The organism is Agarivorans sp. QJM3NY_29 (assembly GCF_050870835.2).
In the GTDB taxonomy this organism is placed as follows: Bacteria; Pseudomonadota; Gammaproteobacteria; order Enterobacterales; family Celerinatantimonadaceae; genus Agarivorans.
The window spans coordinates 161,651-175,561 of sequence record NZ_CP194036.2 but is presented as its reverse complement, the minus strand read 5'-3'; the positions used below and the strand labels follow the sequence as shown (position 1 = coordinate 175,561).

The 13,911-nt window shown below is 46.5% G+C and carries 11 protein-coding genes; all 11 read right to left on the bottom strand.

Features of this window, described 5'->3' with window-relative positions:
* Positions 1–24 precede the first annotated feature (24 nt).
* The 11 genes from tssG to tssM are packed head-to-tail and all read right to left on the bottom strand — an operon-like array spanning position 25 to position 13,892.
* On the bottom strand, positions 25–1,002 hold the full coding sequence (gene tssG, locus ACRRS0_RS00810) for a type VI secretion system baseplate subunit TssG (RefSeq protein ID WP_432455101.1): 978 nt from the start codon (positions 1,000–1,002) through the stop codon (positions 25–27).
* On the bottom strand, positions 999–2,828 hold the full coding sequence (gene tssF / locus ACRRS0_RS00805; RefSeq protein ID WP_432455102.1) for a type VI secretion system baseplate subunit TssF: 1,830 nt from the start codon (positions 2,826–2,828) through the stop codon (positions 999–1,001). The genes tssG and tssF overlap by 4 nt, the downstream gene beginning before the upstream one ends.
* A gap of 3 nt (positions 2,829–2,831) precedes the next feature.
* Complete coding sequence (gene tssE / locus ACRRS0_RS00800; RefSeq protein ID WP_432455103.1) at positions 2,832–3,308, bottom strand: type VI secretion system baseplate subunit TssE; 477 nt, start codon at positions 3,306–3,308, stop codon at positions 2,832–2,834.
* Positions 3,308–4,117, bottom strand: coding sequence for a type VI secretion system accessory protein TagJ (locus tag ACRRS0_RS00795; protein ID WP_432455104.1), 810 nt, complete (start codon positions 4,115–4,117; stop codon positions 3,308–3,310). Before ACRRS0_RS00795 ends, tssE begins: the two co-directional genes overlap by 1 nt.
* A gap of 4 nt (positions 4,118–4,121) precedes the next feature.
* Positions 4,122–5,675 (bottom strand): type VI secretion system contractile sheath large subunit, encoded by a 1,554-nt coding sequence (gene tssC / locus ACRRS0_RS00790; RefSeq protein ID WP_432455105.1) that lies wholly within the window; start codon positions 5,673–5,675, stop codon positions 4,122–4,124.
* A 32-nt stretch (positions 5,676–5,707) separates the two neighbouring features.
* A complete protein-coding gene (gene tssC, locus ACRRS0_RS00785) occupies positions 5,708–7,201 on the bottom strand; it encodes a type VI secretion system contractile sheath large subunit (protein WP_432455106.1) in 1,494 nt (497 codons plus the stop codon).
* Positions 7,198–7,713, bottom strand: coding sequence for a type VI secretion system contractile sheath small subunit (gene tssB / locus ACRRS0_RS00780; RefSeq protein ID WP_432455107.1), 516 nt, complete (start codon positions 7,711–7,713; stop codon positions 7,198–7,200). Before tssB ends, tssC (ACRRS0_RS00785) begins: the two co-directional genes overlap by 4 nt.
* 47 nt (positions 7,714–7,760) lie before the next feature.
* Positions 7,761–8,873 carry a type VI secretion system protein TssA gene (gene tssA / locus ACRRS0_RS00775; protein ID WP_432455108.1) on the bottom strand — a complete coding sequence of 371 codons (1,113 nt, stop codon included), beginning with the start codon at positions 8,871–8,873 and terminating at the stop codon, positions 7,761–7,763.
* Between the two features lie 8 nt (positions 8,874–8,881).
* Positions 8,882–9,691 carry a PP2C family protein-serine/threonine phosphatase gene (locus tag ACRRS0_RS00770; protein WP_432455109.1) on the bottom strand — a complete coding sequence of 270 codons (810 nt, stop codon included), beginning with the start codon at positions 9,689–9,691 and terminating at the stop codon, positions 8,882–8,884.
* Positions 9,685–10,371 (bottom strand): type VI secretion system-associated protein TagF, encoded by a 687-nt coding sequence (tagF, locus tag ACRRS0_RS00765; protein ID WP_432455110.1) that lies wholly within the window; start codon positions 10,369–10,371, stop codon positions 9,685–9,687. The genes ACRRS0_RS00770 and tagF overlap by 7 nt, the downstream gene beginning before the upstream one ends.
* On the bottom strand, positions 10,353–13,892 hold the full coding sequence (gene tssM / locus ACRRS0_RS00760; protein ID WP_432455111.1) for a type VI secretion system membrane subunit TssM: 3,540 nt from the start codon (positions 13,890–13,892) through the stop codon (positions 10,353–10,355). The genes tagF and tssM overlap by 19 nt, the downstream gene beginning before the upstream one ends.
* Between the last annotated feature and the right edge of the window lie 19 nt (positions 13,893–13,911).

Genomic DNA, 13,911 nt, shown 5'->3' with positions numbered 1-13,911 from the left:
CCCTTTCCTTGCTTTCGAATGCGCTTACGCAATCACTATCTTGGTGTACTGTTCCATGTGCCGACTATTCATGCTTAAGGATGCGCCGCGCCCAAGAGCCAAGCTGCAATGACCTAAACGCCCACTCGGCATATCTCGATAACGTGCACTTAAACTCCAACGAGGACGAATATGATTCGGTAAATATGCGGCCACGGTTTGTTGCAATAGATCCAATAACGGCCCTCCTGGTAACAAACGCTGAGCCGCCGCTTGACTGTCGGCCTGAATATCAATGTCAATGGCTGAGCCCACATCCCATATTTTGCTGCCCAAGGTGGCACTTCTGCCAAGCTGAGCATGCTGACCTTCAGGGGTGAATCGGCCTCCTAACTGCGTTTGCTCAGATTCATTTAAACTCAGCCACTGCCCGACTCGCTGATGAACCACCACCTGACAGCCTGATATCAGCTGAACGATTTGTTTTAAGGCTTGTGCACTGCGTATGGTTTGAGAAAACAGTCCGCCGACATAAAGTTGACTAGAAGTAGAAGTCCCCGCTAATGCGTGCAAAGCCAAAGAAATAGGATCGGATTGCCCAGTTTGTAAGCGACGCAGATATTGCAGTGGGTACTGATATTTCTCCCAAGCGCGGTGGTACAAAGAAATAACGCGGTGATGAAAGATGTCTAAAAAGTCACGCATCGATTCATCTTTTTGTTTGCAACGTTCCATGACCCATTCACTATAATGGCTGGGTAATACGCCACTAGGCCCGGTTAGGCCCATGAAATTGACGTACACCTGGTAAGGTTGCGAGGCCGACTCTGGCACCACCACCTTCGCTAAGGCTTTTCCCGGAAAACCTAAATTTTGCGGCACTTTAAAACGCAGCGCTTCGTGCTTTGGCAGCGTATCGGAGCCTATTCCATGATGAACGCCCCCCCGACTTGCTTGGATCGCGACCACACTATGATGAAAATCTTGTTCGCTGCCACTATTTAAGCCTTCAAAGAGATTCATAACAGCTCCATATCTCCCGCCAAGGCGGGCCAGCGATGCAATGCTTGAGCATGGCCCAGTATTCGAATCGTTAAACGGGTAAAGCTATTAATGGTGGTGTATTGTGCAAAAAAGTGTGCCAGTACATTGCCAAAAAAGAACAGATTGGTGCCAGACAAATCTTGGTTGGTAAATACAAGCTCGATGTCCGAACCGTGGCAGAAACCAACTCGACCATTTTGTACGACTCTTGCGGTTGCTCGCTGAACATCCAGACTGGTGATAGCTTCAATCAACACCTTGGTTTGCGGTAACTGTTTAAAGTCGTACAACTGCAACAACTCCTGCAACAACTGGACTGCATTTGCCTGAGTAAAGTGATTGAGCGTTAGGTGACTGGCCAATTGCCAGCGAGAAGCATCAAACATTGCCGGTCGCACCGGTTCGCTAAATGGCAGCAAACAGCGAACATTTTTTAGAGAGTCAGCGCGACTGGGCATCACGACCGAGGGTTGACCACCACCAAAGGGCAGTCTTGCAGGCAAATTTCGATTACTGCACAGAGCTTTCGCTGAAATCAGCCATTGTTCATGCTGCTCGATATCCAGCGGCTTCGCATTGCCATCAACCACTGATAAATAGCTCTCTACGCCCGGCTCGTCATGGCCTCCCGCCCATTTGTTGAATTCACGACGCAGCGTCCAAAATAGATGACCCGCAGGCACATAATGAGGAAGCTGACTACCATAAAAAGGCGTGACTGCAACACCATTGTCGTGCTGATCAAAAGCTTCTACATCTAATATGCGAATCACTTCGGAGATATCCGCATCACGATAGCGAGGCACCAGACGATGCTCAAACCGAGCGGGATCTAAGCGCAGCGGCTCCAACTCATCTTCGAACAGATTCACCACTGGTACACAACCAAGTAAGATGTTATCTGCACTAAGCTGTTTCGCCAGAATATCAGAATCGGCGTCAAGATAGATATATAGGTCCACTTCATGCTGCTCACCAAACCAATTGGGCTCCAGATCTTGAAGCTCAAAAAACATGAATTTCTCAGGACATAAAAAATGCTCAACCAACAAACGGTAGCCATTAAAACTACGTTGTTCGTAAGGTACGACCTTTTCTTCATCGGCAAAGCCGACCGCATGTATATGCCTTGCTTGCAAATATTGGCGAGCCTGCATACTGTCAGGATTGGCAAATGCCATACCAACACTCGATTGAAAAATTAATTGATAAAGTTGATAGCTCAGCTGTGGTTGGCCGTGAATATAGAATCGCAGCTTGTCGATACCTAAATCACGGAACGACACATCATCAAATTCGCAACTCAGTCTTAATTTTAAAACGGCGCTAACATGCTTTTGAAAATTGGGCCGAGGCGCTTTAAAGGGGGCACTTTCAAAACTCGCTTTAGTAAGCTCTATCGGCCACATTTGCACGTCGTAACACGTATTAAAACGACAACTTTTATAGCCCGGAACTTGGGTATCTAATTCCGTCCCTTTAGGGATCATCAAACTATAGTCAGTGACGTTTTGAGTGCTCATCTTAATCACTGACATCGAGGGGATCGGTGCATGATAATCAGGGTAAAGTTGACCAAGTAGAGCTTCCGTAAGCTCAGGAAAACTGTCATCAAGCTTTTGCCGCACTTGAGCAGTTAACAAAGCAACGCCCTCTAATAAACGAGATACATGCGGATCTTCGACACTTTCTTCGCTGATCCGCAAACGCCCAGCCACTTTAGGATAACGTTCGGCGAACTCGGCCCCCATATGACGCAGATAAGCAAGTTCACGATTGTAATACTTTAATAGTTCATCACTCATGACTTACTCAACTATTTTTATGCCTAAGCAAACGGGTTCAACTTCGGAATCGAAGGTCATCTCTTCCGGTTCAGGATCGGCATGACACAAGGCATGGATCCGCAAACGTAATACTCGATCCAGCGGTTGCTCATCGCTTACCGTCGACACCGATACATCAATAAAGCGCGGCTCAAATTTGCGGATCGTTTGTTCAACAATCTGACAGAGCCTCTCTCTTCCATCCTGACTACTTAAAGGCATTGACGAGAAATCGGGTAGTCCGTAGCTAAATAAAGAAAGATCGAGCTCGTGGTACCACTCTGGCCAGGTATGCCAATGCAATTTAGCATTCAGCAAGGCCTCTAGATCTCGACGAATACTTTGCCGATAAGCCTGTCGACCATAGCTAGAGTAAACGCCGTTTGAAGCCAGCGCGTCATCATGGGTATTACACAAACGATCAAGTAAGGACAGTTGCAAAGCTGGTAAACCACTCATCACTCAACCGTCTCTGTGCAGCTAAGAGTAGAGCAAGACTCAAGCAAAGATATAGCCAGCGCATTATCGTTTACTAGCCACATTTTTAGCCCTCGTCCTTGAAAGAACTCACTATTTAACAAGGGCTGCCAATCTGTTTCGCGACCCAATTTTTCAGCGTCGCTCTCACTAGCGAGGTAAGTCATCGGCAGGAATACTTCACCTGAAGGACCATCTTTTATATCTAATTCAGCACGACGCCAGATCTGTTCGAATAGACTGGTCGCGGGGAGTAACTTTAGCCAAGTCACATCGGCAAAAGACACAAAATAATACAAGCCATTTGAGCCAAACACTTCCAAGTAACCCGCTAAGCTGTCATCTAAATCACGAAGTTCAGTGCAAGTTTGATCGTTGATTGTTAACTCAGCAGATTCACGCAAATGCTCCAACTGCTGCGCTGCACGCGTTAATGCACGCTGATCTTTATTGAGCAACGCTAAACGCAATTCAATAAGCTGAGTTAAGCTTTGCTTTGCACCACTCACCAAACTGGCGGTATCGCCACCGTGCGCAAAATCAACTCGAGATTGAGCCGCGTGTACTAACTGACGCATGTTTAATGCCCCTGGTACACATTGCGGGTGCTGTTTCACCAATAGATCTAACTGCTGATCGGCGCGCTCTAACTGGCCATCAATACACAACAACTCAATAAAGCTACTGCGCGTATCTAAATCTTTAGGTTTTACTTTTAAATGCGCGATAGTCGCGGCAATTGCTTCACTTAACTGTCCCTGTTGAATCAACTGTTTTATTTGTTGTTGCATCTATTTATCCTGCTTGGTGGTAGCTTGGCGATAACTCGGTTATCAAGCGAATACTGGATACCATCTGATCCAGCTGAAAATGTGGTCGTAAATGAATAATGGAGTAGTAATGGCCGGGTTTACCCCGCTGCTCTTTAACCTGGATACTGGCTTCATTCAGCGGATAACGGGCTCGGATTTCGTCAGATGCCTCATCGGAGGCGGTGGTATAGCGATGCAACCAACGCTGTAGATCACGTTCGATCAAGTGGGCACTATCAAATCTGCCGACCCGGTCACGTCCTATAATCTTGAGATAATGAGCAAATCGCGAGACACATAATACATATTGCAACATTGAGGAGAGGCGCGCATTCACCGCCACCGCCATACTGTCATAATGCTTAGGTAGATTCACCGAAGCATTGCTATACAAGACTAAGTGCTCGGTGTGAGGAACAGTGGAGACCGGAATAAAACCGCTATCAGACAACTGTTTCTCTAGTCGATCTCCCACCTGCAAATTAACTGGGGGCTTCGCTGAACGAATATGCCGTGACAGCTTAAAATCTGAACCAGGCAAGTCAAACACCAGACCATGTTTATATTGACCCGGCTGTAAGCCTCTAATTTGACTGAACCAACCCGACTCTCTAAATGCACGTACCGCTACCGAAGCCACACCATAGGCCGCATTTCCCCATAAATAATCGCGTTCCGGATCATTCACTTGCTCAACAAACATAAAGCCTTCTTGACGTCGGCCATCTTGCTGATATGGCTCCCGCATCAAGATATTTGGTGCAGCAATACCTAAGAATCGCGAGTCTTCCTGACTTCTTAACTTGCGCCACAACAGGTATTCATCTTGAGAGAACTGCGCCGCAATATCACGCACCGACGCCAATTCACTGAAATAATCGACCCCCAACATTGAAGGATCTGCCCCCGTGACAAAAGGAGCAAAAGCGGCTGCGGCGGTAAGACTAATAGCCCGCAGCGCTTCTAAATCATTTATCGCAATACCGTTACGCGCTTTATGACTCACTCGATAATCGCCGACAAGCATGCCAAAGGGCTCTCCACCAGGCATATTAAATTCATTGCTATAGATCTGTTTAAATAACTCACTTTGATCAAATTCGATGGCTCTAGAGACATCGCGACACAACTCTTGCCAACTGATACTAATCAACTTCACTTTGGTCACAAGGCTGTGTTCTTGCGGACCTATTTGGGCAGTAAGATACTCAAGCCCCCGCCAACTTGCCTCTAACTGTTGAAAGTGAGGATGGTGAATAATCGCATTCACTTGGTTATTCAGGCGCTCATCAATATCACGAATAGCCCGCAGTAAAATTGGCCGCAAGCGCTCTGCAGACCATGATTCAAGCTGCTGATTATCCTTCTCCAGCCAAATACGCAAGGCGAGATAGGCATCTTCAGTGGCCAGAAATTGATCCACGACTTCACTTTGGGCACACCAATCCGCATCGATCCGCAACGGTTCAACATCAATTTGTTGCAAAGTTTGGCTATCCACAAAGCGCAGAGATGGTAAAGTTTGAGTCATTGTCATGAGAAAACGCGGACCTTGCGGCCCGCTTTTAATTATCCGCCAATTTCTGGAATTTTTGCGACCAGGCGCAACGATGTGGTGAGTTCTTCCATCTGCAACCAAGGCCGTAACCAAGCCACGGCGTTGTAGGAACCCGGCGCACCAGGGATCTCTTTTACCTGAACCTTAGCGTCAGCTAATGGGTATTTCGCACGGATCTCCTGACCGCCTCCCTCAGAGGCGTTGACATAACTTAAGATCCATCGATTCAACCAATTCTCAACGTCTTCAGCTTCCATAAAACTGCCAATTTTGTCGCGAGCCATCACCTTAAGGTAATGAGCGAAACGAGAGGTAGCCATGATGTATGGTAAACGTGAAGAAATAGCCGCATTTGCAGTGATATCTGGATTATCAAAGCGCTTGGATTTTTGACAGGTTTGCGCGCCAAAAAACACTGCGTAATCGGTGTTTTTATAGTGACACAAAGGCAAAAAACCTAATTTACTCAATTCCGCTTCACGTCGATCAGTAATGCCAATTTCAGTTGGGCATTTCAAATCTGGATCGCCATCATCGGAAACAAAGAGGTGCGAAGGCAGGTTTTCAACCTTGCCGCCTCCCTCGGCACCACGAATAGCAGTACAAAAACCATACTTAGCGAAAGCTTCGGTCATCCGCGCACCTAATACATAGGAAGCATTCATCCAACAGTATTCATCATGCTCAGTGGTTTTGGACATGCCAGTTTGCGGATCAAGTTCAAACTCTTCATAACGAAATTCTTCAATCGGCGTTGTCGCTTCACCATAAGGTAAACGCGCCAATACTCGCGGCATAGCTAGCGTCACAAATCGAGAATCATCACTTTCGCGGAATGAACGCCATTTGGTGTACTCTAAAGACTCAAACACCTTCTCAAGATCACGAGGCTTGGTTAGTTCGGTCCAGTTATCAAAACCAAATAAAGCCGGTGATGATGCCGATAAGAAGGGCGCAAAGCCGGCCGCTGCAACATTCGACATCAAACTTAAACTTTCGATGTCCTCTGGATGATTGGTAAACTCATAATCACCAACTAAGGCACCGTAAGGTTCACCCCCTGGCGTTCCAAACTCAGATTCATAAACCTTTTTGAAAATTTGGCTCTGATCAAATTCAACCGCTTTGCTCAAATCTTTATGCAACTCTTTCTTACTCATGCTGAGCACTCGAATTTTCAGAGTTTGACTAGTTTCAGAATTCATCACTAAGTAATTCAAACCACGCCAAGATCCTTCCAGCTTTTGGAAACTTGGGTGATGCATCACCTCAGCAAGCTGCTTGGAAATAAGTTCATCAATCCCGGCAATCGCTTCTCGAAAAGTTACGGTAAGATTTTTATTCCAAGTCACGGTACCTTTCAACGCTTCTTCAGTAAGTGTTCTTAACAATTCTTCTGAGCGAGAGTAGTCCGTCTGCTTCGTCGCGCCAATCGCCTGCTCCAAGATAGAGCCCTGCGCTTGTTCAACACTTGGGTCTAGAACGGTTTGGCTTTCAAGACTCATGCTGCGCCCTCCGGATTAACATCTTTCGTTAGTTCACCCGCTAATTTTTGCAAAGAGTCGGTATTATTTAAGACCTCTTCCAAAATATTTTCTAAGTCTTCTGAGCGATCGACTTTGGTCATCAAATCACGAAGCTTATTACGTGTATCCATCAACTTACGTAATGGCTCGACTTGATTAACCACGGCTGCAGGATCAAAATCTTTCATCGACTGGAAAGCCAATTCGACGGACATCAATGAATCATCGTCCGCAAGTTTGTTATCCACTTTAAACTCTAATTTAGGATTCATTCGCTTCAATACATCATCAAAATTGTCGCGATCGATCTGAATAAAACGACGGTCTTTAAGCGGCTTCAATGCCGTGGTATTGTCGCCCGCAAAATCCCCCATCACTCCGACGACAAACGGTAATTCTTTTTTAACTGCAGCACCTTCAGTTTCCACATCGTAAGTAATGTGAACTCTTGGTTTGCGTACCCGAGACAACTTGCCGTGGATACTGTCCATATCAATCTCCTTGTTATTGATTAACACGTAGAGCGCTAAGCACCACGTTAGTCTTGTTGTTCCGATATAATTCCGGTCAATCGGAAATACCCGGTTCGAGCATCGTTATCTGTAATCAGCTCTTGGAGTAAATCCGGTAAGCTCATTCCACTCCAACGAACCACTTGCTCAATGGCATAAGCCATTGGCGAGTGAGGTTCTGTTTGCTTAAAAAAATCTGCTATTGTTGTCAGTTGAGCAATCGCCTCTACCCGGCTATTTAACTGCGAATGAGGACTAACTGCGTCCGCGGCAGAAAGCGCGCCATCTGTCGAGGCCATACTCACTTGCTGCGTCATTGACTGGCTTTCAGCTTCAGCCAATTTATCAGCGGCGATATAACGTACCGCCTCTGCACATTCAGTAAGACGCTTAGCGATGTGAGAACTGGGCTGCGGTTCGCCAACCGCCTCATCAATGCACTGTGATAAAAGCAGATAGGATTCCATGGCGGCTTCAATATCACTTAACAACTCAACAAAAAAACTGCCGCGAGTCGCTTTCACCGTGTGAGTAATATCTTCCAGCCGCACCGCGCCAGCGGCATAACGCTGGCTACGCTTAGTATCATCGAAACGCTCCACTTCGCTCGCTTGTTCAAATTCCCACAAGGAATAGGCTTGGTCTTCAACCAGCTCGGTTAAAGGCACACAAGCAATCGGCATTAACAGGGTGCCTTCACCGTCATAACCATTAAGTCCGATCAAAGGCGCGACGCGAGTAAGTAGCCCATCTTCATCTGGGCTGGGGTACAGATCTTCCCAATGCTGTTCAATCAGGCTACGCGCAACATCAAAGCCCAGTTTTATGCCCTTAAATCCTTTGCGGCGCACCAAGGCTTCAATCAGCCAAGCCGCGAGTTCTAAATCTTTACAAGTATCGAGCAATACCTCGGGAACTCGCTGAATAATGGGGTCCCATTCATGAGCGAGACTCAAAAGCGGCTCGTTATCCACCAAGGCATTACGCTCTGCGGCCCGAGCACCGTTACGAACATCTTTAAGCGTAAAGTAGGTCGATAAAGGTGAAGCATCTAAGCGCGGGTCTTCACCGCAAGGTCGCGCTTCAGATAGAGGCTTTGCTAATGCCAGAAAATCAATCTCGAACAGTTGGTCAAACATTTAAGCTCCTAGCGCCGATTAAAAAATACGGGAACCGTATCGTCACAATGTTCTTCATCAGTTCCGGTATCGCTTTGACATACCTTCACCAACACACAACTCACATTGTCACTCGCGCCTTTCACCAAAGCGGAATGCATCAAGGCCAAACCAATATCAGAAACACTGTTCGCTTGCATGCACATCGCCAAATCAGCATCACTGAGCTCTTTGGTTAAACCATCGGAGCACAATAAAAATTGATCTCCCGGTAGCAACTGACCGGAGCTTTGATCCACGGTCAGCGCTTCACTTACCCCAATGGCTCGAGTAATCACATTCGACAAAGGGTGCTGCTCTGCTTCAGACTCAGCAATTAAACCTTGTTCGACCATTTCCATGACTTGGCTATGATCGCGAGTTTTACGCTGTAACTGCTGATCGCGAAACAGATAAATACGACTATCCCCGACCCAAAGACAATGATAGAAACCATCTCGAATCTGCAGTAACACAGCCGTACTGCCTGCCGTTTTCCCCGCTAAGTGCTGCTGCGAATAGTCAATGATTTGCTGATTGGCACCAAGTAAGGCCTTGCGTAGGCAATCAATACTTAAATGCTCAGTTGGGCTTGACTCAACACTTTGCGTCACACTATCAATCACCATTTGACTGGCAATGTCTCCGGCCGCATGGCCCCCCATGCCATCGGCAACCACCCACACGCCAGCTTCACGTAAATCAAGCACAGCATCTTCATTATATGGACGCACTTTTCCAGGATGGCTTCGTGCGAAGCTCACAAAAAATCCGTCTAACAATGTTGAATGCGCTACCATCCCCAATGCTCCCATTGCCCATCTAACATGGCTGAAAACTGGCTAACTAACGGCAAACTTTCGGTCACCAGCGTGCATTCAGGTACATGCTCAGAACCATGAGTCCACCATATGCAGTAGCGCCCTAAGTTCTGACGTAGTTGCAAATGCAATAAGTTTTCACTGTTGATTACTTGCTCACTCTCTAATACCAGTTGTTGAGAGTCTTTGGCGCCATTTAATACTGGATTAGCTACTGCGATAGATTCCAACCAGTCGAGTTGACGAATGCTTTCAGCCCAACGTTGTACGTCGGTATCATCATCAAGCAATTTAAGTACTTTCTGTTCACTGTGCTCGCTCCACTCTCGCTGCTGCCAAAGACTGACTGGCTGCACATTCACAGGTTTTGCCATAGTGAAGTAGAAGTGGCGACCAACTTGGTCAACACTAGGCATCAACGTTCCCCCCATCGCAGACTCTCCTGATACGCCAGCAGAAAGAGCAAAATGCCAGATGGGGCTGGTCAGATAACGATCTAACCATTGCTCTCCGAGTTGTTCGCGACTGACAGCGGTCACGGCTTGCAACCATTCACGCCAAGCGCTCACAAAATCATTGGGTAAATGACCTTGAATAAAATCACCTCGAGCTGGGACTTTTCCAAAATAACCAAATCCGCTTATAGGCTGACTGGACATGCGAACCTCGCCAAATCGTTAGACCAAAAAGGGTGCATGGCAGTATTCGGAATTAACTCGAGCTTTACCTTATTCCCTTTAATTTCGATATCGAGAATGTTGTCTTTACGACTCGCTGGACGCTGCGCTAACAAACCATCGAGCATTCGAAACAAGCCCCAATTGCCAGGGAACGTCTCAGAAATTGAATGGCCCGATTTAGGTGGTACAAAAGCTAAACGGGTACTGCGACTGGCGTCGCCAGGCCAAATGAAATGCGAAGTACGCCGCGGTCCATGCCGGTAAACCAACTCCTGCTCACCCATTTCAACTCTGAAGTTATTGATATGGGCATCCAGAGATAGGGGTTTTAAACCAAATTCCACTCGCGGTATTTGGGTACCAGGTTCGAAAAATACGTCGCGGATCCGTCGCGCTTGTTGAAAGACCTTGAGGGAGTCTGCATCAATTCCCACCGAGCGTTCTAGCTTCCAGACTCGCTTACTGGTATCGACCGAAGACTTTAGGTAACGCTCAAAGAACTGGTCCATGGTTCCGCCATAACCGAAAAAGCGAGAGAAATCTTTGAGTCTAACGTCTTCAGTGGCTTTATGACTAAACGGGTACTTACCTCGAATAGCTGCTCGGTATTCCTTGTAGACGCTATCCTTCCAAATCGTATTCACATGAACCTGCGCGCCTCGTTTAGCCAAGGCGACGGTTTGATTCGACAACTCACTCATCCATGAGGCAAAAGGAGCTGGTAACATTTTTCGACTACGGCGTAAGGCACTACTAACCGCAGCCTGGCTACTATCATTTATTAAACTGGTATAAGCGCGTTTATTATTCGACTCCGATAAAACCTCTAAATAATCGCGAAGCTCTAATAGTGAAGCTTGCAAACCTTCTAAGTCAGCCTCGTTAATACTGAGTAAATCTTCAAACTCCGCTTCAACTTCCACGCCGGGCAAGGAAAGCTTCGCCGCCGACATATCGTTGGGTAAAAAACGGTTAATTCGAGCCTTTTGATTTTTAAACGCCACGTCGGCCGCATTGGCCGCGACATCCCCTGCCAGCTTAGCTTTATCACTAAGCGTAACATCGCTTAAGCGCAACTCTTTTTGCACCGCAAGGATCAAGCTTTGCATCGGCCGCTCAGAGCCTGTGAGCTTTTGAACTAACTCGGCACCTTCTCGTGCCGAAGCGTAAGGTTTCAGTTGAATGTCTGCGAGTAACTGCTCCCACTCATAAACATAATCTTTAAAGTAACGCTCTCTCACCGCTTGCACCACTTCATCGCGAGTGGCTTCATCAATCGATAAGCTATCGCCATACACCCAGCTGTCTTCCATCAAACGTTTAACAATCCGATTATTTTCAATGCGGAATAAACCGTGGAATCCACTATAGGTATACAAACCAGGGATCCCCTCATGCAAAGGGGTACCACTTGAACGATTGAACACTTGGCGACCTTGGCGTCCCAACACATCACTCAACTTAAAATCAGCGACATGGCTTGAAAGAAATTCGATACGCAAGCGTTGATAAGCCCGTTCGGCCAAAGGCATCCGGGTTAATACACTACGCGCCTGCGCTATCGCCTGCTCATCGACAGCAACCGTATTGACCCCAACACGAAACAAATTGCGAGTATGGGCCATCAGATCCTGGCGAAGGGTTTGATTAATTTCGCCCGGCAGTTTGCGTTCGTAATACACCTCAAACCAACTATATAACAGCTCTAGATCTCGATGCTCAGCATCGTAAATCATTAAGTAAGTCTTTAATGACTCATAGAGGTACTCCAAATAGACCTCATTTTCGGCTAACTCAGTTTTCAGCGCATTGGTGAGGTAAGTCGCAAAATATCCCTGTAAGGCTCGTTGGTATGCCGCTTGTGCTGGTTGACCAATTTTATCACCTTGATACAAACCCATCCGCTGAACATCTTTATCGACCAGCTGATGGCTAAAACCTGCAGGTAAGTCACGCAACAGATTTAAAGCCTGGACAAGGGTTATCACATCGGTATCTTTACTTAAGCTCGGCTTAACCAGATCCTGATATTGACTAACCGCCATCTCACTATGATCAACGAGCTGCTTGTTCCAACGATAGCTGTTGTACCAGAACACGCTGCATAGCAATAAACTCAAACAACAAGTACCAATCACCAATCGGCGAGTCCACAAGGCATTTTTTTGGTGATATCGATTAACCGAGCCAAGATATTGCTCAGGGAAAATCACATCCTCTAATAAACGTTTAATGAAATAGCCTTTAGTTTCCCCGGCCTGTTGTTTCAGTGGCACCTGGCCCAAACCTAAACCACTAGACGTTTCGGTCATCACACGATCAATTGGCTTCCCTTCTTGGGTTGCGCTCGCAATGTATAAACCACGTAACATAGGCGCTTCTTCAAAAGCATTCGGCGAGAAAACCTCTTTTAGAAAATCATCAATACTCGATTGCAATAAATGCATTTGTTTCGGGAATTCGTACATCAAGGTTCGTTTATCGATATCTCGTTCTTGCTGTAAACGCTGGTTTAATCGACCTTGGATCCGCTTCAGAAGGCCATGAAATTCTCGATTAAATTGACCAACAACACCCAACTCCGGATTTTCCGCGACCAAAGGAAAGGTAATCCCCCAAATTTGCTCTCGCTCATTCGCATTCAAATCAGCAAAGAATTCACTAAATCCTGCGATTAGGTCGGCCTTAGTTAAAATCACATAGACTGGAAATTGCATCCCGAGCTGATTTTTAAGCTCATGAATACGCTGCTTAATCGCCCGAGCATGTAAATTGCGTTCAGTACGAGTTTGCTGCAATAGACTCGCCAAACTGACCGTAACAACGGCACCATTAATTGGCCGCTTGGTTCGATACTTTTTAAGTAATCCGAGAAAACCCAACCAAGCTCTAGCGTCTTTTACGTTGTTACTATCTTGAGTGGTATAACGACCTGCGGTGTCGATTAATACGGCCTTGTTGGTAAACCACCAGTCACAATGGCGCGTCCCACCCACCCCAGCTAAGGGGTCATCTCCCAACCTGTCTTTCAAGGGAAATTCTAAACCTGAATTTTTTAGAGCCGTGGTTTTTCCGGTTCCCGGAGGGCCGATCATGATGTACCAAGGCAATTGATATACCCCTTGGCCTCTTGCCAAGTTGGAATTCTTAAGTACTTCTAATGCAGTCACCACTCGCTCGCGTAACGTCTCAACTTCTCTACGACTATCTTCATCGTTACTCTGTTCCCCTTCACCATCGAGTAACGATTGAACCGCTTGTTGATCTTGTTTATGACGGCGTAAATGCTGCCATAGCTGATACACGGTGCAGATCATCGCAACAATAAGAATCGTCAAACAACGCGCTAATGCCCCCACGAAGGGCTCTGCGCCAGCAATAGCAATGAGCGGACCACCAAACCAAATTAAAAAGGATAAAGCTAAAAAGCCAATCACTTTAATCGTCCATTTGGATTTTAATAACTGTAATAAGCGTTGAAAAAACAACCTGATAAACATTTTTAGATCCTTTAACAAT